The sequence below is a fragment of the Pedobacter terrae genome, from assembly GCF_900100705.1.
GTDB classification, from domain to species: domain Bacteria; phylum Bacteroidota; class Bacteroidia; order Sphingobacteriales; family Sphingobacteriaceae; genus Pedobacter; species Pedobacter terrae.
In genome coordinates, this window is record NZ_FNCH01000009.1 from 89821 (window position 1) to 114014 (window position 24194).

Below are 24194 nucleotides of genomic sequence, written 5' to 3' on the forward strand. Positions count from 1 at the left end.
TCACACTGATCCGATAGCTATCGCATTTACATCAGTAGCTTATGTTAAAAGATGCTGAAACGAGTTCAGCATGACGAATTTAATTTTACTTCTTTTTCGCTACAACCTTTTTTGCTGGTGCCGCTTTTTTCTTTGCCGGTGCTTTTTTCTTGGTTTCGAAAGCATTTGGCACTTGTTCCACAATCATTTTTTTGACGGTTTCCAGTTCAATATCGGCCAGTTCTTCTGGTGTATATTTTTGCTTGGTCGCCTCGTTATTGCGTAATTTAAGCATCAGTTTGCCAAAACGGATAAACGGTCCCCAACGGCCATTTTCAATTGAAATTTTTTCGGCGTCCCAGGTTTTGATGTATCGGTTAGCCTCTTTTTCTACTTTTTTGCCAATTAAGGTATTAATATCCTCTCGTGTTAAATTGTCGAAATCGTATCCTTTTGCAGGAATATTGATAAAGAGATCGTTCCATTTAATAAACGGACCAAAACGGCCTTTCCCCTTTGTTACCCCTAAACCTTCGTAAAAAGCAATAGGCGCATCCGCATCCATTTTCTCCCTGATAATTTCAACTGCCCGCTCATAAGTTACCGATAACGGCTCCTCGTTTTTAGGAAGGGAAATAAAACTTTCGCCCCATTTAACATATGGGCCAAAACGACCAACGCCAACCATTACTTCTTTGCCTTCAAAATCAGGAAGCTGGAAAGGAAGTTTAAACAGTTCAAGCGCCTCATCTAAAGTTATCGTGGCAACAGATTGTGTACGCATTAAGCTGGCATACCGCGGTTTTTCCTCTTCATCCAATTCTCCGATCTGCACCAGAGGACCAAATTTCCCAACTTTGGTATATACATTTTTACCTGTTGCCGGATCAACACCTAACAAGCGCTCGCCAGTGGCGCGCTCTGCATTTTCCAGTGTTGTTTCTACTTCAGTATGAAATGGGTTATAAAACGAATGCAACATTTTGGTCCATTCCTGCAAACCCTGCGCAATCTCATCAAATTCTTTCTCCACTTTTGCGGTGAAGTTAAAGTCCACGATGCCTTTAAAATGTTCTACCAAAAAGTCGTTTACTACCTCGCCAATATCAGTTGGGAAGAGTTTTGATTTCTCAGCACCGGTAATTTCAGATTTGATTTCTTTTTTTACCTGTCCATTTGCTAAAACAATGGAAGTAAACTTACGCTGTTTACCATCTCTATCTTCTTTTACCACATAACCACGGTTTTGTACCGTCGAAATAGTAGGCGCATAGGTAGATGGACGTCCAATGCCCAATTCTTCCAGTTTTTTAACCAAACTGGCTTCTGTATATCTGGCTGGCGGGCGTGAATAACGCTCCGTAGCCTGCATTTCTTTTAAAAATAGTTCCTGTCCTTTCGCTAAAGGGGGTAAAATGGCACCACCTTCTTTTTCTTCATTTTCATCATCGTCGGTAGATTCCAGGTAAACCTTTAAAAAACCATCGAATTTTAATACTTCACCTTCAGCAACTAAATGTTCTTTTCTGGTCGATGCGGTAATCTGTGCGGTGGTTTTTTCGAATAACGCCTCGCTCATTTGTGAAGCAATAGAACGTTTCCAGATCAACTCGTACAAACGCCTCTCCGAAATATCACCATCTACCGTATGTCTGTCGAAATAAGTAGGACGGATGGCTTCGTGAGCCTCTTGTGCGCCTGCAGATTTGGTTTTATAAACCCTTGGCAGGTGATATTTTTCGCCATAAGCCGATTTAATTTCGGCAGCAGCAGCATTTACAGCCGTTTCTGATAAATTTACAGAGTCTGTCCTCATGTAGGTAATCTTACCGGCTTCGTAGAGTCTCTGCGCAACCTGCATGGTTCTCGCCACCGAAAAACCTAATTTTCTGGAAGCCTCCTGCTGTAGGGTAGAGGTGGTAAACGGAGCGGCAGGATTACGTTTGGCAGGCCTGGTTTCTAAACTGGTAATGTCGAATTTAGCATTTGCACAGTCCTGAAGAAATTTTTCAGCATCAGCCTCATTTTCGAAACGTTGTGGCAATTCTGCCTTAACCATTTCTTTTCCCTTACCGGTAGAGAACTGAGCCGTGATTTTATAGGCAGCACTGGCATTAAAGTTTAAAACTTCGCGCTCTCTGTCTACAATTAAACGTACAGCCACCGATTGTACACGGCCGGCAGAAAGTGACGGCTTCACTTTTTTCCATAACACCGGAGAAAGTTCGAAACCCACCAAACGGTCTAATACACGGCGTGCCTGTTGGGCATTTACGAGGTTATAATCAATTCCACGTGGACTATCAATTGCTTTTAAAATAGCTGGTTTGGTAATTTCATGAAAAACGATGCGTTTTGTTTTCTCCACTTTCAGGCCCAAAGTTTCGAATAAGTGCCACGAGATGGCTTCTCCCTCGCGGTCCTCATCGGATGCTAGCCATACCATTTCGGCCTCTTTAGCTAGTTTTTTTAATTCGGCGACAACATTTTTCTTGTCGGCGGGTACCTCGTAGGTTTGGGCAAAATCATTCTTGATATCAATCGCCATATCTCCCTTAACTAAATCACGGATGTGGCCATAGCTAGATTTCACCAGGAAATCTTTGCCTAAATAGCCTTCTATAGTTTTAGCTTTTGCGGGTGACTCGACGATCAATAAATTTTTGGCCATGAAATACGTTTTTGTGCAAATAAAGCTATAATTAAAGCATAAATCCAAACCTGAGGTGAATTTAATACATTTTTTTTTATTAAGTAAGTGATAAATATGTTGGTTTACAGGCCGATTTTAATGGGGTTTTAATCTTTTTGCTTTTTTGGAAAGCAACTTCAGTGGTTAATAGGTAAGACTTTGTCCCGCCTTTGCTACAAATCCTCAACCTCGTTCCTCGGTCTGCGGGTTTTCCGCTTCAGTCGGGTTTAGGTGGCATGTTTAGTGTTACTATTTAAGTTTTAATGGCGTTGTGCGGTGCTGAACGAACAAAAAAGAACAGGGCGCTGTTAACTAAACCGGATGAGCGGAATAGCCCACAGCGCTGGACTATAAGCGATAGCAGGGCTACAACTGCGAAGAACTACTACCTTTCCTTTCCTGATCAAAAAGAAATAATGATTTATGATAAATAGCTGCCTCAATGGCAATAACTTGTACTTTAATTATGGATATCACATAATTTACAGCCACATTACATCAAGACAACCAATTTGTACCTATATTCGTATATAAAATAAAAAAAAACGATGATCAGCACAATTCTAATCCTATTAAACTTATTGGTATCGCCTCCAAAAAATGTTTACGATTTCAGCTTTAAAACCATTGACGGTAAGGAAATTAAGCTTTCCAAATTTAAAGGCAAAAAAATCTTGATTGTTAATACAGCATCTAAATGTGGTTTTACACCGCAGTACGAAGATTTAGAGAAACTTCAGAAACAATATGGTAAAAAGGTAGTATTAATCGGTTTTCCGGCAGGTAACTTTGGCGGACAGGAATTTTCTACCAATGCAGAAATTAAAGAGTTTTGTACCGGAAAGTACAATGTTTCATTTTTGCTTGCAGAGAAAAGCAGTGTTAAAGGTGATGATATCAGTCCTTTATTTAAGTATTTAACTTCGCAAACCAATACCGAAGAGCAAGGTGATATTAAATGGAATTTTGAGAAATTCTTAATCAACGAAAAAGGACAACTGGTACACCGTTTCCGTTCAAAAACGAAGCCTACTGACGAAGCGATTATTAAAAACCTGTAGAAGGGATGTAAAATGGACAATGTAAGCGGGAAGATGTATTAATCTTTCGCTTCTTTAAATAAATTAAAAGGTAATGTGGTGAATAGCCATTTTACCTTTTTTTATTTATTAACCCCGTTTATGTAAATATCCCTCAATCACAATAAAATAGGATTACTTAATCGATTTCAGATATTATATACGAAGTATCAAGGGATTTAAATAAAAGAAAGGGGCTTAAATCCATAAGCCCCAAATAAACCAAACAAACTATTTATGAAGTAAATATATAACGCTTGTTCAGGTAAATAGTTTTTGGAAAAAATAAATTATTCTGCCATCTGTTTAACCTTTGTGGTTCAATCGGGAGCTATATTAAAAAATAAGCCATAGTGTAACCAGATTGATGGAAAAAGGCCAGCCGTTTTTGACTTTTAGATGTTAAAACAGGTTAAGTTGTGCTGGTTGGTATAGGTTAGGGTCGAAGCAATAAGTTTCAGGTATATTTTGATTATTGCTGACATAATAAAGCTCCGTTTCTTCATGTCTGGATGCTACTTTAATAAAAGTATCACCAGCCACATTTTTAAAAAGATTTTCAACAAGGGTAGCGTCGTTATTGTCTTTTGATAAATGGCTTAATAACAGATGACTCATGTATGGTGCTTTATGGTTAATGAAAAGCTCCAACGCCTGTGTGTTGCTCAGGTGGCCATGGCCACTGGTAATCCTCCTCTTCAGAAAATAAGGGTATTTACCATTCTCTAGCATCTGTGCATCGTAATTAGCCTCCAAAAAAGCCGCATGACAATTTTTAAAATGTGTAATCAAACGATCGCATACTGAGCCTATATCGGTAAAGACCCCAACTCTTACCTCGTTGCATTCAATGGTAAAACTATAAGGATCAGCTGCATCGTGGAATTTAGAAAAAGCAGCAATCTTTAAGCTGCCAATCTGAACCTGCTGTTGATGACTTAGGGTGAAGGTATTTTGGGTATCCAAAAGAAGCTTGCTGCTTTTTAAGGTTGGCGCACTGATGTACACAGGAAGTTTATATTTTTTAGCAAAAACGGCTAATCCTTTAATATGATCGCTATGCTCGTGCGAGATAAAGATGGCTTTTACCCTGCTTAAAGGTAAACCTAAACGGTTCATGCGGATTTCAACCTCTTTACAGGTTAAGCCTATGTCAACCAATACCGCATCATCATCATTACCTATATAGTAACAATTGCCATTACTGCCCGAATTGATTGAGGTGAAATATAGTGCCATTTTGAGGTGGCAAGATACGGCTTATTTAGCGAAGGAAAAAAGAAAACTATACTCTGGTACCATTGTGTTCAACCAAACGCGAAAGCAGGGGCAGAAAAGCCTGAATCAAATTGATTTCTTCAGCAGAAAAGATTTTTTCCATGGTTTGTGCCAGCCATTCTTCTTTTATCTTTCGAGTGGCGATAATATGTTTTTCACCAAGTTTGGTTAAGCCGATAAAAATCTTTCTCTTATCTTCCTCACTTGGGAAGCGCTCTACACATTTGGCATCGAAAAGGCGGTTAATGATCTGCGAAATTGCTTGTTTAGATACCCGTTCCATGTCGGCCAGCTCTGTAGATAGCATTTTGCCGTGCTGTTCCAATAGCGACATGGTCAATAATTCAGCGTTACTAAATTCTGAACTTACATGCTGCTTGCGTAAAGCTCTCGTTAAGCGGGTAACCGTGCTTCTTAACTTTGCGGCAATCTCTTGTGTTTGAGTAGGCATCTTATTGGTAAATAAACTTTACAAATATAATGTTTTATTTATATACTTAACGGAACAGATATTTTTATAATATGTGATTTTTGATTTTAGAATGATAAAAGGTTGCTTTTTTGGCTTTAATGGTGTTTTAATTTTTTATAACTTTGTAAAGTTACTTTACTATTTTAATCATGAGTATTTTTCGTTCATTAAGACATTATAATTACAGACTATTTTTTACAGGTCAGGCGATTTCATTAATTGGTACATGGATGCAGCGTGTTGCCATTAGCTGGTTGGTTTACCGTTTAACAGGGTCAGCTTTTTTATTGGGACTGATTACCTTTTTAAGTTTAATCCCTTCGCTGGTGCTTGCGCCCTACGCGGGTAGTTATGTAGACAGGCATAATAAATATAAAGTATTGGTAATTACCCAGGTAATTCTGATGCTGCAGGCTGGTGCGCTGGCATTAATGATCTGGTTTAAAGTGTACGATATGTTCTGGATCGCAGCACTTTCGCTGGTTCAGGGTTTGGTAAACGCTTTTGATGTTACTGCCCGCCAATCTTTAATGGTAAATTTAATTGATGATAAGGAAGATTTACCGAATGCCATCGCACTCAACTCTTCAATGTTTAATGCGGCTAGGTTAATTGGTCCGGCGCTGGCAGGTGTAATTTTAAGTACCCTGGGTGAAGATATTTGTTTTATTATAAATTTTGTAAGTTTTATTGCGGTGTTAGGTTGTATGGTGATGATGAAACTTAAAATCACGGCGCATCAAAAATCGGCAGAAAATATCTGGGTTGATCTGAAAAAAGGGTATGATTATCTCAAATCATCGCCAGATTTGGCTTCTATGGTATTAATGATGGCGGCATCGAGTTTATTGGTTATTCCTTTTACCACTTTATTGCCTGTTTTTGCAAAGGATATTTTTAATGGAAATGCCACTACATTTGGCTGGTTTGAAAGTGCTGCAGGATTTGGAGCTTTTTTCGGGGCGATTTATATGGCTACCTTAAAAGGAAGTCAGAATTTACAAAAAATCGTCATGATGTCTGGTATTTTATTGGCCATTTCGGTTGTGGCGCTGGCCATATCACCATCACTCATTCTGGCGTTAGTTTGTACCAGTTTAGCTGCTTTAGGTTTAATGGCACAAAACTCATCTATTAACACTTATTTGCAGACCCATGCCGATGATTTGATGAGGGGCAGGACCATGAGCTATTATATTATGGCTTACCAGGGGGTATTACCGATTGGAAGTTTGTTAATGGGATATTTGGCGCATCTTTTCGGTACACAGGTTGTGGTCGCTTTTGAGGGAATTGCTGGATTATTAATTGTAGCAGCCTTTGTGTATCATGAGAAACATAGAAACCAATTGAACACCAGGGCGATGTCCTTGAATTAGTGTTTCCTTTCGTCCGTTTTTTTTGTGAGTGGCCGTCACCCTGATCCGATAGCTATCGGATCAGCATGACGATCGCGTGGATACAACATTGTGTACAAAACGCCAAACGCCTGTCACCAAACGCTTACCCATGCACCACCAACTTGCAATCAACCATCACTTTCTGATAGTTTTCCATATCGATTTCTTTATTGATTAACTGAAGCAGAAGTTTGATGGCATTTTCACCCACCGATTCGGGATTTTCTTCAATAGATGCAATAGGGGGCGAATCGAGGTAACTGATAAAAGCATTGTTTCCAAATCCTATACTTTCAATTTTATTAAAGTTGGGATGATTTGTCGATTTCAGGTATTTGATCGCATCAAAAAGGATAGGCTCTTTAAAAGCCACCAGCGCAGTAGGCATGTGGTCTGAATCAGCGAATAAATTCTTGATTGCAGCAATCGTATTTTCCTTATCAAAATCAGTGTAAGCGACAAATTTTGCTGAAAAAGGTACTCCATTATCTTTTAAGGCATTAATATACCCATTGAAACGGTCGTGCGTAAAATTGGTCATTTTAGGGCCACCCAGGTAAGCAATTTTTTTATGTCCTCTGCCGATCAGAAACTTAGTGGCTTCGTAGCAACCCTGAAAAGTATTGCCCAGTACCTTATGGCAGCTTAAATTAAAACTCGGGTTTCGTGTGTAATAAACTACAGGAGTACCCATCTGCTCAAACTGATCAAGGTGAGCAAAATCCTGTGTTTGTTTCGAAATGGCAACAATTAAACCGTCAACACGGCTCCTTAGCAACATATTTGCCGATTGGATTTCCTTTTCCAGGTCATCATGCGATTGACTGATGATCACATTGTAGCCATTTTGTGTGGCAAACTGCTCCACGCCATAAATACTTCTGGTAAAAAAGTGGTCTAAGAGGTTAGGTAGGATCACGCCAATAATGCGCGATCTTTTTTCCTTTAAATTAATAGCCGATTTATTGGGCGTAAAATGCAGCTCGCGGGCCATTTCCTGAACGCGCTGCTTAGTATATGCATTTATGGTAGGGTAATTATTAAGGGCTTTTGATACGGTAGAAACTGACATCTTTAACTTTTCAGCCAGAAATTTCAGGGTTACGGGGGTATTGTTCATCATCTTTTCCAATCTCAATACATAGTTAAGAAAAAAAACTTAATTATTTCAAACGTTTGAAATGTGATAGCAGCGTATTTTGTGTGTTTTTGGTCTGTTTAAAACGTTTTATTGCTTTAAGCTTTTCTACATTCGTTATACCAATACCAACTAACCAAATAAATAAATATGATGAAATCATTACTTACTCACTTCGGTTTTAATAGGGCTTTTACCGGAGTAACAGGGATCGTTACAAAAACTAAATTCATTTCTTCCCGACAGGATTACACTTTAAACGCTGAATCGTATCAAGCTTAAGGTGCTTAACTATCGAGCTCAAACATTTTCTCGATCGCTCATCTAACAACTTACAGGCGGTTTTTTGGACTAACTTAACTGGATTTGTACCATACAGGTCTATTTAAAGGGGGACCATCTACGCATTGAATTTTCACAAACAACTCATATTTATTACAATTATGGATAGACTTTACAATTTGAAAAGCACTTTGACTGCTATTGGATTTGAAAAAATTCAACGCTTAAAAATGCTTTATATATTCACTTTTCTTTTGTTAATCAGCTGCTCCTTTAACGCATACGCACAAACCACGTTAACCGGTACGGTAAAAGATAACAAAGGTGTTACTTTACCGGGGGTAAGTGTTAGGGTAAAAGGAACACCGATCGGTGCGGTTACCGATAACGATGGTAAGTTCTCCATTAAGGCTCCGGAAAATGCAACCTTAACTTTTACTTACGTTGGTTATGTCAATAAAGAGGTAGCGGTAAACAATAAAAATACATTAACCGTAGTACTCGAAGATAATTCTCAGGGCTTGGATGAAGTGGTAGTGGTTGGTTATGGCGCACAGAAAAAATCTACCTTAACCGGGGCCATTGCGCAGATTAATTCTGAGGAGATCATGAAATCGCCGACGCCCAATCCAACCAATAGTTTGATAGGGCGTTTGCCGGGTTTATTGGCAGTGCAAACAAGCGGCCAGCCAGGCGCAGATGGTGCACAACTAAAGGTGCGTGGAGTAGCCACTTATGGTGCCAATAACGCTGCAATTGTAGTGGTAGATGGGGTTGAACGTCCGAGTTTTTCTGATGTAGATGCCAGTGAGATCGAAACCATTACCGTATTAAAAGATGCCGCTTCAACAGCAATATACGGAATCAGGGGAGCAAATGGTATTATCGTAATTACAACAAAGCAAGGTAAAATCGGTGCACCAAAGGTTACCTATACCGGTAATTATGCTTTGCAAACCTATACCGGTCTGGCAGTAGGGCTACCAGCATTAGAAAGTGCCACTTTGCTCAATCAATCTTATGTAAACGATGGTAAATCTCCATTTTTCTCTGATGCAGAAATCCAGAAATTCAGAGATAAATCTGATCCGATCGGTTATCCCGATGTACAATGGTTTGATTTTTTAACCAAAAAATATTATTCACAAACGCAGCATAACATCAATATTAACGGAGGCACCAAAGTAGCCAAATATTTTGTTTCTGCAGGTTATGCCTTTCAGGATGGTATTTTCAAAAAATTCGATTCTCCTTATGGAATCAATACCGTTCCCAACTACAACAGATACAACTTCCGTTCGAACGTAGATTTAACCTTGAATAAGGATTTTACGGTTGGTATTAAATTGGGCGGCCGTTTTGCCAACCGTTATCAGCCAGCAGGTTTAAGATCTTCGTCTGCTTTCTCTTATGACACCATTGAAGGAATGATTTCGCGTATTTTGCAGGTTCCGGCTTATGCTTATCCGGTTACTTTACCCGATGGCAGAATAACAGCCAACCCAAACGTGGGTACCAATATCTGGAATCCGTATGCTGTTTTAACCCGTTTCGGTACACGTAATGATGATAACAATACCATAGAGAGCACTTTCAACTTAAATTACAAATTAGGCTTTATTACAAAAGGACTGGGCTTTAAAACGGTTTTTGGTTACGATTCTTATTATAACAACATCGAAAGAAGAAACGCTAACTGGGCAGCTTACGTGTACAATCCAGTAACTGGCGAGGCTACTTTATCAACCGATACCCGTAACCGCGATGAGCCATTGGGTGCTGTACAGGATGGTGGCGTTACGGAAGGCAGTACAAATATGAACTTACAGGCCGGATTTGATTATAACCGTGATTTTGGCAAACATAATGTAAGCGGACTGTTATTGGGAACAAGGCAGTTAATCAAATCAACTGGTACTACAGCCTTTACTGCTCCTCCAAGAGCTTCACAGGGTATTGCCAGCCGTGTGGCCTATAATTATGACGAACGCTATTTCGCTGAATTTAATGCGTCATATAATGGATCAGAAAACTTCGCAGCGGGTTTACGTTATGGTTTTTTCCCGGCGATTTCTGCAGGATGGACGTTAACTAACGAATCTTTCTGGAAAAAGAACGATATCCTGTCTTATTTCAAAATCAGGGGTAGTTATGGTTTAGTGGGTAATGACCGGATTTCGGATAGCCGTTTCTTATTTTTAACCAGTTATTCTACTTATACGGCGAACTCGGCAGGCGGTCAGGTTGCCCCATTTGGTAACCCAAATTCAATTACCAATTATCCAACCATTCTGATCAGGGATCCTCAGTTTTTTGGCGCTACCGGAAATGACCTTGGAAACCCGATCGTAACCTGGGAAACCGGTACCAAACGTAACATGGGTTTTGAAGCGCGTTTATTTAAAGATAACCTTAAAGTAACATTTGATCTTTTTGATGAAACCAGAAAGGATATTTTAACGCCGTCTTTGAGCGGTTCTGCGCTTTATGGCCACACTTATCCGAATTTTAATAAGGGGATAGTTTACAATAAAGGTTACGAAGTTGAACTCGATTACCAGAAACAGATTGGAAGTGTAACCCTTGGCCTTAATGCCCAGGTAAGTTATGCTAAAAACAGAATTGTAGAAAATGATGAACCAGATGGTTTACCGCCATCGTTGGTCCGAAAAGGAACCAGTGTTGGACAGTTTTTCGGATATGTAACCGATGGCTTCTTCCAATCTGCAGCTGATATTGCTGCTTCTCCAAAATTACAAGGTTATTCGCCGATTCCTGGAGATTTAAAATTTAAAGATTTAGACGGCAATGGCATTATTACCAGCTTAGATCAGCAAGCAATTGGCCACACCAATACACCAGAATATGTGTACAGCTTTAGTCCACGTATTTTATATAAAGGATTTTCGCTTTCTGTATTATTCCAGGGCGTTGCCAATGTTAGTTCGAATGTTATTCTGAACGAACAAAACAACGGACAGCAGATGTATCCATTTATGCTCGATTCATGGACACCGGCAACTGCGGCAACTGCAACCTGGCCAGTAATACATGCCAGGGGAACAGCATCTTTAAACTATGCACTAAATGATTTTACTTTACAGAATTCAGCTTATTTAAAAATCAGAAACGTAGAATTTGCATGGAACTTACCCAAAGAGTGGGCTACTGCATTAAAATTGAGCAACGTGCGGGTTTTTGTACAGGGGCAGAATCTTTACACCTGGACCAAGTATAAATTTTATACCGATCCGGAAAATGTAAATACCATTAATACTGCGTTTCCGCTGCAGTCTATTTATCCAACTTCAAAGGTGTACAATTTTGGTTTAAACGTTCAATTCTAAAGACAATGAAACCATCATGGGCAGACCGTTCGCAAACAATAATGAATATGCTCATGGTAGCTTCATCGCCGCTAAAAAACTAATATATAGAAATGAAAAATTATAAAATATTTACAGCCATTCTTTTATTAACGCTTTTCTCAGTTTCTTGTAAGAAAGATTATTTAGAACGTACACCAGGGGTTGCCATTAGTGAGGATGATATTTTTGCAGATCCGGCATTGGCCGCCAGGTTTGCAGATAATGCTTACAATTACGTTATTACCAAATATGTACGTTTTAACGATCACCGCGGCTGTACAGCACAAGCCGCTGATGAGGCCGTTTCCGGAAATTCTGAAGGTTCTGTAACTTCATTAAACAGGGGTTTATATCATGATCATTCGAACGGACCATCGTTAAACGATATTTATGGCGTATGGAAACTCATGTACGCCGGTATTGCCATACAAAATAAAATGCTGGCCAGAATTGGTGAAGTACCGCCATCTCCAAATGCTTCAGTTCCAATTTTCGATGCCAGGCGGGTAGAGGGAGAAATGCGTTTCCTACGTGCCTTGTCTTATTTCGAATTGACCAAAAGATTTGGTGGTGTGCCCATTATTGATAAAGTGTATGCGGTTACCGATGATATGAACAGTATCCCCAGAAGCTCATTCGCCCAGGTAACAGATTTTATCTTGAAAGATATAGACGTAGCCCTTACCAAACTCGGTACCGATACCGATTATGGTGCTTCTAACTATGGCCGGCCGACCCTTGGCGCGGCACTTGCACTAAAAGCACGCGTTTTATTGTACGCTGCAAGTCCGTTAAATAACCCAAACAACGATAAAACCAAATGGCAGGATGCTGCCAATGCTGCCGCCGAAGTAATGAAAGGTGCTGATGGTTTGGCCAAACAAACTTACTCCCTGCAGGCCACTTATGGCGACCTGTTAAATCTTCCAAACTCCCCAGAATATATCATGATGAGGATAAAGGGACCAACACCTTTAGCAGGTGAAATGATGCAGGATTTTTCGATGTCGCCCGGTTCTGGTGGTGCACAGGGACAAATGAACCCCACGCAAAATCACGTAGATATGTATGAAATGGCCAATGGCAAGGCCATTACCGACCCTACATCTGGTTACGATCCGCAAAAGCCTTATCAAGGTCGCGAACCGCGTTTTTACAACAATATTATTTACAACGATTTAGCCTGGCAAGGCCGGAAAATCGAAATGTGGACCACTACTGATGCTTCTGGGAAAATGTTGTTTGGAAAGGATTACAGCACCACTATTACCTATACCGCAACACGTTATTACTGCAAAAAATACTGGCTGGAGGTTTACCGCACTGTGGGTGGAGGTACAACTTTATTAAACTATCTATACTTCCGTTACGGCGAAATTCTGTTAAACTATGCCGAAGCCCAAAACGAAGCTGTTGGTCCTGATGCGAGCGTTTATGCACAGCTCGTTGCCCTTCGTAAACGCGCCGGGATTACCCAAGGTGCAGGTACATATGGTTATGGACTTAAAGATAATATGACTCAAGATGAGATGCGTATTGCTATCAGACACGAACGCGCCATAGAGTTGTCTTTCGAAGATCATCGCTGGTATGATATCATGCGTTGGAAAATTGGTGCACAAACCATAGCAGTGCCCATGAAAGGTATGGATGTAGTAAAAAATACCAATGGAACTTTTACCTACAAACCGATTGTACTTGGTCCAACCTTTCAAAAAAGCTGGACAGAAGCACAAAATCTTTACCCAATCCCAAGAGCAGAGATTTATAAAAGTAAAGGTGCTTTAACACAAAATCCAGGCTGGGAATAGTTGATTGAAACGTATAACGCTAAAAGATTTTTCAAAATGAAATTTATAAAATCAAAATATATTATTTGTCTTTTATTCATCATGGCAGGCATGTCAGATGTATATGGGCAAAAACCTGATGAAAAATTAACCATCGCAGGTAGGGTGGTCGATCAGGATAAAAAACCATTACCGGGGGTAACGGTTACCATTCAGGAAGACAAAAGCAATAAAGCCGTTTCAACCGGTACCGATGGAACGTTTTCGATAGATGCAACAAGCAGTGATGTATTAATTTTTAAATTTGTTGGCTTTGGAACCATGTTAAAGCCGGCAGCTGAAGTAAGTAGAGGAGATATCATATTAACCAAATCGCTGGTTGATGGGGGCGATGACGATAATGTTTATATCCCGTTTGGGGTAAGGAAAAGAAGAGAAGTTACGTCAACCATTAGCACAATCCGGGCTGAAGATCTCCCTCAGATTCCGTCCTCTTCATTAACGAATGTTTTTACAGGGCGATTGGCCGGTTTAGCGGTATATCCTAGTGGCTCTCAGCAACCAGGCTACGATGCGTCGAGCTTTTTGGTAAGGGGGCGTTCATCTTACAACAGCAATCAGGAACCTTTAGTATTGGTTGATGGTATTGAAAGGGATTTTACTTCAATGGATTTGAATGAAATTGAGAGTGTAAGCGTTTTAAAAGATGCCGGGACATTGGCCTGGTACGGTATGTATGGTGGCAATGGTGTAATTTATGTGAAAACCCGCCGTGGCAGCGCAACATCTACCAAGGTAAGTTTCGATGCACAGGCTGGCTTACAGGCTCCTTTACAGATTACCGCGCCTTTAGATGCTTATTCCTATGCCACACTTTATAATGAGGCATCTGTTAACAGTGGCGGTGCGGCAGTTTATGCCCCTGCGGCTTTACAGGCTTACCAGGATGGTTCAGATCCCATAAAATATCCGAATAATAACTTTGTAAGAGACTTTACCAAAAAAGTTGCGCCAACACAGCGTTATGTGGCATCGGTAACCGGGGGTAATGCATTTATCAAATATTACACCGTGTTAAGTGCTTATCAGCAAGGTGGTTTTTATAAAGGCGGCCATAGCGAAACCTATGATGCCAATACAGATTTCAGCCGTTATAACCTCCGCACCAATTTAGATCTCCATGTAAACAAAAACTTAGATGTGGCTTTAGATATTGGCGGTAGAATTACGACGCTTAACTTTCCAAATGCAGGTACAGGTGCCTTTTTAACAGCAGTATATTCAACACCAGCAAATGCTTTCCCCATTTTAAATCCTAACGGATCGTATGGCGGAACATCGGTCTATCAGCAAAGTAATCCTTTGGCCATGTTACAATCAAGGGGTGCAAGTACCGATTTAATGCGGAATATGATTGCAACCATCAGTGCACGTCAAAAAATGGACGGCATTTTAAAAGGGTTATCAGGAGAAGTTTTTTATGCTTATGATATTGCAGGGCTTTACCGCTCGGGTTTTGCCGAAACTTATGCAACCGCAGTGCTGAATGCAGATGGAACTTATTCACCATTTGGCACGGCAAGTAAGGTGAATTACCAGGGCAATGCCTTTTCAGGCAATGTTAAAAAGAGCGAGTTTTGGGCTGGTTTGGATTATAACCGTACTTTCGGTAAACACGACATTAAGTTCTCCACAAGGGTTTCGAGGGCAAATTTATCTTCATTCGGAAATCTTGATGTACGCAGGGAAGGTTGGTCTAACCGGTTATCCTACAATTTTATCCAACGCTATTTTGTTGATGTAACCGCTAACTATTCAGGATCAGAAAATTTTGCACCGGGTAAACGTTATGGATTTTTCCCTGCCGCATCGGCCGGATGGATCATTTCTGATGAGAACTTCATGAAAGGATCAGGCAGTTTTCTCGATCTGTTAAAAATCCGGGGATCATACGGCTTAGTGGGTAATGATGCTATCGGTTCGGCCAGAAGATTTGCTTTTAACGATTTTTTTAGCAGAAGTACAACCGGTTATAATTTCGGTACGGCATTTTCAGGGGTAAGTGGCACCGGGCAATTGGCATTGGCCAATCCAGATTTAACCTGGGAAAAGGTATATAAAACCAGTATCGGTTTTGATGCCAGATTATTTAAACAAGCCTTATCCATCAGTGCCGATTATTTTTATGAAGATCGGAAAGATTTAGCCACATCTTCGTTATTGCCAAGTTTATTGGGACAGAGTTTAATTTACGTTAACGAAGGAGAGGCTGAATACAAAGGTTTTGAAGCCGGTATAAACTACAATAAAAAAATAGGCGCAGTAAATTTGAATGTATTTGGTAATTTCACTTATAATGTAAGTAAAATCCTGGCAATAAATGAAGGTGCAGGTTTGCCAGCCTATCAGAAACAACTGGGGCATCCAATTTCAAGCGTCATTTCACCGGCCGCAACGGCAACCACTTCAGCAGGTTATATTTCAACCATGTTGATCTCTAATGGTATTTTCCAATCGCAGGCAGAAATTGATGCTTCGGCAAAACAGATGTTATCCGGATCGGTAAAACCAGGCGACATTAAATATGTTGATCAGAATGGCGACGGCTTGATTAACGACCTCGACCGGGTGAGAACAGATTTCAATTTCGTGCCAAAAGCTTTCTTTGGTTTTGGTGCATCAATTGCTGTTAAAAATTTCGATCTTAACTTCCTGTTCCAGGGTACTAGCGGTCGTTCCATAACCATTCAGAACCTGGTTAACTCAGGTAACGCCAACAATGGTTACTTAAGTCAGTTTAGCGTTAACAGGTGGACACCAGGTAATCCAAATGCACCTTATCCAAGATTATTGCTGAGCGATAGGGGTAACAATACCGCAAACTCCGATTTTTGGATCCGTTCAGGTGATTACATCAGGTTAAAAAACATTGAACTGGGTTATTCGCTGGCTCCGGCATTGATCAAGAGGCTAAAAATATCACAACTCCGTTTTTATGTGGGTGGATTAAACCTGTTAACTTTCGATCAACTTGGCGATTTACCCATCGATCCGGAATTACCTGAATCAGGATATAATGCTTCATATCCCTATATGAAAATTTATTCACTTGGATTAAACCTGAAATTTTAAAAGATAAGACAATGAAAAAAAATATATTTTACCCAATCCTGGCCTTCATTATTTTACAGGTAGCAGGGTGTAAAAAATCAGACTTTCTTCAGGATGGGTCTTTCAGTGGAACCAATGATATTACCGAAGCGCAGTTGTGGGCGAATCCTGATTACGCCAGGAACTTTCTAAACAATGTTTACGCTGTTGTTTCTGACCGTTATAATTTGGGTGATGGTGCCCTTTTGGCATCAGGTACAGATGAGGCGGTAAACTCAAACTTAAATGCATCCATCTCTACGCTAAATAATGGTACCTGGAGCCCGGTAAGAACCTTTGATGATGTATATGTAGATATGTATGTGGGCATCAGAAAAGCCAATATGTTTCTCGAAAAAGTAGATGGCAGCGCCATTGTACCAATTGATGAGGTATTACCGGCCAACGTTGCAGAAAACCAGACTTATGCTGCACAAATAGAGCGTTTAAAGGGTCAGGCTTATTTTTTAAGGGCATTTTTCGAATTCGAACTCTTAAAACGATATGGCAGTTTTGCCATCGTAACCAAAACCTTAACTGTTAACGATAATTTAGATTTACCGAGAAATACTTTTGATCAATGTGTGGCACAAATAGCTGCTGACTGTGAAGCAGCCATATCCCGGTTACCGCTTTCGCCATTAGAATGGAATACCACCAACAGGGGCAGGGCTACACAAACTTCGGCAATGGCCCTTAAATCGCGTATGTTGCTTTATGCAGCGAGTCCGCAATATAACCCAACAAACGATGTAACCAAATGGCAGGCTGCGCTTGATGCGGCTAAAAGACTGATGGATACCGGTAAGCACAATATTTACACCTCTTATCCTAATATTTGGTTGTGGAATGTATCTGGAGCAGCTTACAACACTGAAGTCATCTTTGCTACCCAAACGCTAAATACCAATGCTATCGAAAGTACCAATGCACCTGTAAGTTATGATGGTGCAACCGGACGTACCAACCCGACGCAAGAAATGGTAGATGCCTTTGAAATGAAAACTACAGGCAGGCCTATCAGCGACGCCAGCTCTGGTTATGTAGCTACGAATCCTTACGCCAACCGCGACCCACGCTTAAATTTTGCCATTATGTACAATGGTTCTACCTTCAAAAGTAAGCCCGTTGAAACATTTGTTGGCGGTAAGGATGGTTTAGGCTTAAATGTGAATGCCACTAAAACAGGTTATTATATGCGCAAGTATTTAAGTGAAAGTGCCGTTTGGGCAGGCACAGCCACCAATATCCGCCGTCCATGGGTTTTGTTCAGGTATGCTGAAATATTGTTAAACTATGCCGAAGCCGTTAACGAAGTACAAGGCACAGCCGGACAGGCCGAAGTTTTAAGGGTTTTGAACATCATCCGCAACAGAACAGGGGTGGCCATGCCCGCATTACAGACCACGAATGCTGCCGGCAATGGTTATGTGGCCCCAACTAAAGACGAACTCCGCAAAAGAATCCGTAATGAGCGTAGGGTAGAATTATGTTTCGAAGAACACCGCTTTTATGATGTGCGCAGGTGGAAAGAAGGGGAAACGACATTTAATAAACCGGTTACCGGAATGCGTATTGTACAGTTAACGCCAACAACTTTTAGCTATACCCCATTTACGGTAGAAAACAGGGTATTTGCAGCAAAAAATTATCTTTATCCAATTTCGCAAACAGAATTAAATAAGGCACCTAGCCTGGGACAAAATCCAGGATATCAATAAAAACCAAATTTTGCTCAAATTTAGGGGGCGGTGGCAACATCGTCCGTTAATTAATCGTTAATTTTGGGAACGATCAATTAATTAATATTAAAAATTTAAGTTATGCTAAAAACAACCTATAGCGTATTTTTAATCTGCTTTTCTCTTCTTTCTTCAATCAGTTACGGTCAGGTTACGGCTATACAGAACATTCAGGGCCGGAAAATCCAGAGCCTTAATGGTAAATGGAATTACATTATAGATCCCTACGAAAACGGTTACTATGATTACCGCCATGATCCATTTGATCAGTCGAAATCGGGATCAGGAGGTTTTTATGATGATAGAGTGCAGAAAGATAAATCAGAACTGATTGAGTATGATTTTGATCATTCACCGCAAATGAATGTTCCTGGCGATTGGAACTCACAATCCGAAAAATTAGAACTTTATGAAGGTAATGTCTGGCTCCGCAGAAAGTTTGATGCAAAACCCGAAAAAGGGAAGCGGTATTTTGTGTACTTCGGTGCAGTAAACTACGAAGCCCATGTTTACCTTAACGGTAAAAAACTAGGTATACACAAAGGTGGTTTTACACCTTTCCAGTTTGATGTTACCGGTAACTTAAAAGCAGGAGAAAACTCCATCGTGCTTAAAGTGGATAATATCCGCAAACAGGATGAAATTCCAACCGTAAATACTGATTGGTGGAATTACGGCGGCATTACCCGCGACGTTTTTCTGGCTGAATTCCCTGAGCATTTCATCAGTGATTATAAACTTCAACTGGTTAAAGGCAACAACAACCTGTTAAACTTTTCGGTAAAACTGGCTGATGCTACTGCCGGACAGGAAATTACACTTTCTATCCCTGAACTGAAGCTGGAAAAGAAATACAAAACAGATGCTGAGGGTAAAATTGCAGATGAGTTTACCTGGAACAACCTGAGTTTGTGGTCGCCGGAAACCCCAAAATTATATGCGGTAAATATTAAAACCGATAAAGAAAACATTGACGATAAAATTGGTTTCAGGACCATTCGTGTTGACGGTGATAGCATCCTGTTAAATGGTAAATCTGTTTTTTTAAGGGGCATATCACTCCATGATGAGAACCCGCTTTTAGCCGGACGTTTACGCAGCGAGGGCGATATGCGCATGATGTTGCAGTGGGCAAAAGATATGAACTGTAACTACGTCCGCCTGGCGCATTACCCGCACAACGAGGAAATGATCCGCCTTGCCGATGAAATGGGCCTATTGGTTTGGGCAGAAGTACCCGTTTACTGGACCATTAGCTGGACCAACCCTTCTACCTATGCCAATGCGAAAAAACAGTTAACCGATTTAATTGTACGCGATAAAAACAGGGCAAGTGTAATTGTATGGTCGATAGGCAATGAAACCCCGCTGAGCGATGCCCGTTTGAGTTTTATGAGCAATCTGGCAGAAACTGCCCGTTCTCTAGATGATAGCCGTTTGGTAGCTGCAGCTTTAGAGGTACACCGTGAAGGAAATAACATCATTTTAAATGATCCATTGGGCGAGAAAATAGACCTGGTTAGTTTTAACGAATACGCCGGCTGGTACTGGGGTGGCAATCCATCCGAAATCACCAAGTATAATTTCGATATCAAATATAAAAAGCCAGTGGTGATTACCGAGTTTGGTGGCGATGCCTTGGGCGGTTTCCATGCCGACGAAAATACCCGTTGGAGTGAAGAGTACCAGGAAGCTTTATATAAAAATCAGATTACCATGCTCACAAAAATTGGTGCGCTACGCGGCATGACACCATGGATCTTAACCGATTTTAGGTCGCCTAGAAGACAGCATCCTATTTATCAGAATTTTTGGAACCGTAAAGGGTTGATTAGCGAAACAGGTAAGAAAAAGAAAGCCTTTTATGTGCTGAAAAACTTTTACGATCAAATGCAGGCTAAATACAAATAACATGAACAGATTATGGAAAGTTAGTTTCGCTTCGAAAATCATGATTTCGACGTCGCTGTTGTTCATCTCTTGTGCTAAATACGAAAGCACCAGTATTGATCCCGGAACATTACAGCCTACAGCAGAAATAACATTAAAAAGCATGCCTTTTCCAATGGGGGCGGCCATCAATGTAAATCTGCTAAAAAGCAATTCCAGCTACCGAAATCTGGTTATCAAAGAATTTAACAGTATTACGGCAGAAAATGCCATGAAATTTTCATCTGTACATCCGGCAAAGGATACGTATACCTGGAGCGATGCCGATTACCTGGTCGACTTCGCTTTAGCCAACCGGAAAAGAGTGCATGGGCATACGCTGAACTGGTATAAATCATTACCCGATTGGGTAAATAATTTCCAGGGTACCACTGCCGACTGGGAGAACCTCTTTAAAACGCATATTCAAACCGTTGTTGGGCATTTTAAAGGTAAAGTAAGCTCCTGGGATGTGGTAAACGAGGCCATTAACGAAGACGGTACGCTGCGTCCAAGCATTTGGTTACAAAAATTAGGCGCTGATTATATCGGTAGGGCATTTCAGTACGCGCACGAAGCAGATCCAGCTGCTTTATTGTTTTACAATGATTATGGCCATGAATTTAGCCCGACCAAACGTACCGCTATCCTGAACCTGGTTATGGGTTTGAAAAATAAGGGTATCCCCATTGATGGAATCGGGATCCAGATGCATACGCGCGTTACGCAGAGCGATGCCAATTTAAGTGCCGCTATAACTACCGCTGCAGCTACCGGTTTAAAAATTCATATTTCAGAGATTGATATTTCCTTAAATCCTGATAATGTGCAGTCGATCACCTATACCACAACATTGGGCGAGCAGCAAGCCGCAAAATATAAAGCCATTGTTAAAGCCTATAACGCTATACCCAAAAGCCAGCAATATGGCATTACGCAATGGAATGTAACCGATGCCGATAGCTGGATTCAATCTTTTTACAACCGACCGGATTGGCCATTACCTTTTGATGCATCGTACAAGCGAAAGGCAGCCTATCAGGGCATCTTGGATGGGGTTAAATAAGGAAAGCAGATAGGAGAACGGATTCTGTGGCTGTTTCGGTGTGACACCAACCAGTAGAGGAAATTTACGATAAAAAATGGCCTGGGGGTAACACAGACCATGGCAACTGATGTCTTTGTGCCTTTTTGGCCAAGACAGGTAGCAACACTGACCAGATGAACTGAATTGACAAAACCAAACGAATGTTAAAAGCGAAATCACTTTTATTATTATTTATTGCAGCAACTATAGGCTTAACCAGTTTTGCCCAGGATACCGGTCGGAAAACCATTAGTTTAAACGATCAGTGGCAGTTTAGCAAAGAGGGCGGGCAGGTAGAGCAGGTAAATATCCCGCACACCTGGAACGATAAAGATGTACTGGATGATGCGCCTGGTTATTACCGTGGTTTGGGTATTTACAAGCGTAAATTAAAACTCGATGAAAGCCTGAAAAGCAAAGAAATATTTTTGGTTTTTAACGGTGTTGCCCAGGAAGCAGAAGTCCTGGTTAATGGCAGATCAGCGGCTAAACATATTGGCAGTTATACCCGTTTCATCGTACCCATTTCTGCCTATCTCAACTATAAAAACGATGTAATCGAAGTAAAAGCCAATAACCGTTTCAATGAAGATATTCCGCCTTTAACCGCCGATTTTACTTTTTTTGGCGGTTTGTACCGAAATGTAAGCTTATTGATTACCCATCCGGTTCATTTTTTACAAACTGATAATGGTAGCGGTGGCGTGTTTATTACTACTCCACAGGTTTCGGCTTCATCTGCAAGTGTACAGATAAAAAGTGCTATCGATAACGCTTCTGCAAATGCCCGTAAAGTACAGGTTGAAAGTACCATTTTTGATGCAAAAGGCAATTCGGTTACCAGGCATACTACTGCGTTAAATATTAATAAAAACGAGCACAAAACAATCACCCAGGATATCAGATCGATTCCAAAACCCGAATTATGGTCGACGGAGAATCCTTATTTATACCGTGTGGTTACTAAAATTATCGATGTTAAAACTAAATCGGTAATCGATCAGGTTTCCAATCCACTGGGTTTTCGATGGTTTAAATTTGATGCCGATAAAGGATTTTTCCTGAACGATAAGCCATTGAAAATCATTGGTGCAAGCCGTCACCAGGATTATGAAAATAGGGGCAATGCTACACCAGATGCCTTGCAGATCAGAGATGTTGAACTACTAAAAGCCATGGGTGGTAATTTTTTACGGGTAGCGCACTATCCTCAGGATCCACAGATTTTAGAAGCCTGCGATCGTTTGGGCATTTTAGCCTCCGTTGAAATTCCGGTGGTGAATACCATTACCGAAACAGATGCTTTTACCAATAACTGTTTAAATATGCAAACAGAGATGGTTAAACAAAATTTCAATCACCCCAGCATCATCATCTGGGCTTATATGAACGAAATTTTGCTCCGCTTAAAGTTTTCGAACGATAAACCCCGTCAGCAGGTATATTTTGATCATGTACGCGAGCTGGCACAAAAACTGGATAGTTTAACCCGTAAACTAGATCCATCCCGATACACCCTTTTGGTTAACCACGGTGCCTGGGATATCTATAATAAAGTGGGTTTAACCAAAATCCCGATGCTTGTAGGCTGGAACTTGTATTCTGGCTGGTATTCCGGCGTTCCGGAAGATTTCGGCAAATTTTTAGACCGTCACCATAAAGAATTGCCCAATACGCCTTTCATGGTTACCGAATATGGTGCGGATGCCGATCCGAGGATCCGTTCTTTTTCACCCATCCGTTTTGATAAAAGTGTAGAGTACGGCATCAAATTCAATCAGGTTTATTTAAATGCCATGTTAAGCAGGCCTTTTGTAGCAGGCGGTGAAGCCTGGAATTTAGCCGATTTCAACTCCGAAACGCGTGAGGAAACAATGCCACACATCAACAATAAAGGTTTATTAACCATTGGCCGTGAGCCCAAAGATACTTATTTCCTTTATCAGGCTTACTTATTGGGCAAACCTTACCTTAAAATTACTTCTGCCCACTGGAAAGACAGAACGGGAACGGCAGATTCTGCTGCTTTAACCAGTACACAACCTGTGCAAATTGCCACCAACTTAAAATCTGCAGAACTTGTTCTCAATGGTAAAAGTTTGGGTGTAAAAGATGCCGTAGATCATATCATCGATTGGCAGGTGCCTTTTGTGAATGGAAAAAACCAGTTGCGCGTGGTTTCCGGCAGTCAGACCGATCAGGCTGATATTAACTTTCAGTTGCAGCCTTTTAAATTTAACGATGATCAAATTCCGTTCAAAAACATCAATATCCTTTTGGGTTCCAAACGCTTTTATATCGACGAAAAGGAACACCAGCTTTGGATGCCCGCTCAACCTTATCGAGCTGGTTCGTGGGGTTGGATAGGTGGTGATCCCTACAAAGGAACCAACAACCGGATTACCTACGGCAGCGACAAAAATATTTTGGGTACTGATAACGACCCGATTTATCAAACGCAGCAGGTAGACATTAAACAGTTTAGATTTGATGTGCCTGATGGGGAATACGACCTTGCACTTTACTTTGCCGAGTTGGTTGGTGGCGAAACCAAAGAGGCCTTGGCTTACAATTTAGATAATAACCATAAAAAAGAGGTGGCGGAGCAGCGTATTTTCGATGTCTTGATTAATGGAACCGCATTTTTGCCTAAACTGAACCTGGCTGCTGATTTTGGTTATACTACCGCTGTAAAGAAAACCATCCGGATTACTGTACAAAATAGTAAAGGTATCTCAATTGATTTTAATGCCATCCAGGGTAAACCGGTGTTGAATGCCATTCAGCTTAGAAAAATATATTAATCCA

Annotated in this window: 13 protein-coding genes; 9 read left to right on the forward strand and 4 right to left on the reverse strand. The window is 40.7% G+C overall.

Annotation, left to right across the window (positions count from 1 at the left end; all coding sequences use genetic code 11):
* Positions 1–85: 85 nt before the first annotated feature.
* Positions 86–2650, reverse strand: coding sequence for a type I DNA topoisomerase (topA, locus tag BLR60_RS12915; protein WP_090500450.1), 2565 nt, complete (start codon positions 2648–2650; stop codon positions 86–88).
* Positions 2651–3219: 569 nt separating this feature from the next.
* Between topA and BLR60_RS12920 the strand changes: the two genes are divergently transcribed.
* Positions 3220–3732, forward strand: coding sequence for a glutathione peroxidase (locus BLR60_RS12920; RefSeq protein WP_090500452.1), 513 nt, complete (start codon positions 3220–3222; stop codon positions 3730–3732).
* Between the two features lie 420 nt (positions 3733–4152).
* Here BLR60_RS12920 and BLR60_RS12925 read toward each other — a convergent pair whose 3' ends face one another.
* Both BLR60_RS12925 and BLR60_RS12930 read right to left on the reverse strand, forming a co-directional pair.
* Complete coding sequence (locus tag BLR60_RS12925; RefSeq protein ID WP_090500453.1) at positions 4153–4989, reverse strand: MBL fold metallo-hydrolase; 837 nt, start codon at positions 4987–4989, stop codon at positions 4153–4155.
* Positions 4990–5035: 46 nt separating this feature from the next.
* Positions 5036–5479 (reverse strand): MarR family winged helix-turn-helix transcriptional regulator, encoded by a 444-nt coding sequence (locus BLR60_RS12930; protein WP_090500454.1) that lies wholly within the window; start codon positions 5477–5479, stop codon positions 5036–5038.
* Positions 5480–5649: 170 nt separating this feature from the next.
* On the opposite strand from BLR60_RS12930, the gene BLR60_RS12935 reads away from it, so the two are divergent.
* Complete coding sequence (locus BLR60_RS12935; protein WP_090500455.1) at positions 5650–6879, forward strand: MFS transporter; 1230 nt, start codon at positions 5650–5652, stop codon at positions 6877–6879.
* Between the two features lie 124 nt (positions 6880–7003).
* Here the strand turns inward: BLR60_RS12935 and BLR60_RS12940 are convergent, their stop codons facing one another.
* A complete protein-coding gene (locus BLR60_RS12940) occupies positions 7004–8023 on the reverse strand; it encodes a LacI family DNA-binding transcriptional regulator (protein ID WP_090500457.1) in 1020 nt (339 codons plus the stop codon).
* Positions 8024–8550: 527 nt separating this feature from the next.
* On the opposite strand from BLR60_RS12940, the gene BLR60_RS12945 reads away from it, so the two are divergent.
* The 7 genes from BLR60_RS12945 to BLR60_RS12975 all read left to right on the forward strand — a co-directional run bounded on the left by BLR60_RS12945 (position 8551) and on the right by BLR60_RS12975 (position 24190).
* A complete protein-coding gene (locus BLR60_RS12945; protein ID WP_167354730.1) occupies positions 8551–11667 on the forward strand; it encodes a SusC/RagA family TonB-linked outer membrane protein in 3117 nt (1038 codons plus the stop codon).
* 92 nt (positions 11668–11759) lie between these two features.
* Entirely contained in the window at positions 11760–13499 is a 1740-nt protein-coding gene (locus BLR60_RS12950) for a RagB/SusD family nutrient uptake outer membrane protein (RefSeq protein WP_090500461.1), read from the forward strand.
* A gap of 36 nt (positions 13500–13535) precedes the next feature.
* Positions 13536–16610 (forward strand): SusC/RagA family TonB-linked outer membrane protein, encoded by a 3075-nt coding sequence (locus BLR60_RS12955; RefSeq protein ID WP_090500462.1) that lies wholly within the window; start codon positions 13536–13538, stop codon positions 16608–16610.
* 11 nt (positions 16611–16621) lie between these two features.
* Positions 16622–18349: a RagB/SusD family nutrient uptake outer membrane protein gene (locus tag BLR60_RS12960; RefSeq protein ID WP_090500464.1), complete on the forward strand. Its 1728-nt coding sequence runs from the start codon at positions 16622–16624 to the stop codon at positions 18347–18349.
* Positions 18350–18451: 102 nt separating this feature from the next.
* Positions 18452–20281 carry a glycoside hydrolase family 2 protein gene (locus BLR60_RS12965; protein WP_090500466.1) on the forward strand — a complete coding sequence of 610 codons (1830 nt, stop codon included), beginning with the start codon at positions 18452–18454 and terminating at the stop codon, positions 20279–20281.
* 1 nt (position 20282) lies between these two features.
* Positions 20283–21365, forward strand: coding sequence for an endo-1,4-beta-xylanase (locus BLR60_RS12970; RefSeq protein ID WP_090500468.1), 1083 nt, complete (start codon positions 20283–20285; stop codon positions 21363–21365).
* 182 nt (positions 21366–21547) lie between these two features.
* Positions 21548–24190 (forward strand): glycoside hydrolase family 2 TIM barrel-domain containing protein, encoded by a 2643-nt coding sequence (locus BLR60_RS12975; RefSeq protein WP_090500470.1) that lies wholly within the window; start codon positions 21548–21550, stop codon positions 24188–24190.
* Positions 24191–24194: the final 4 nt, after the last annotated feature.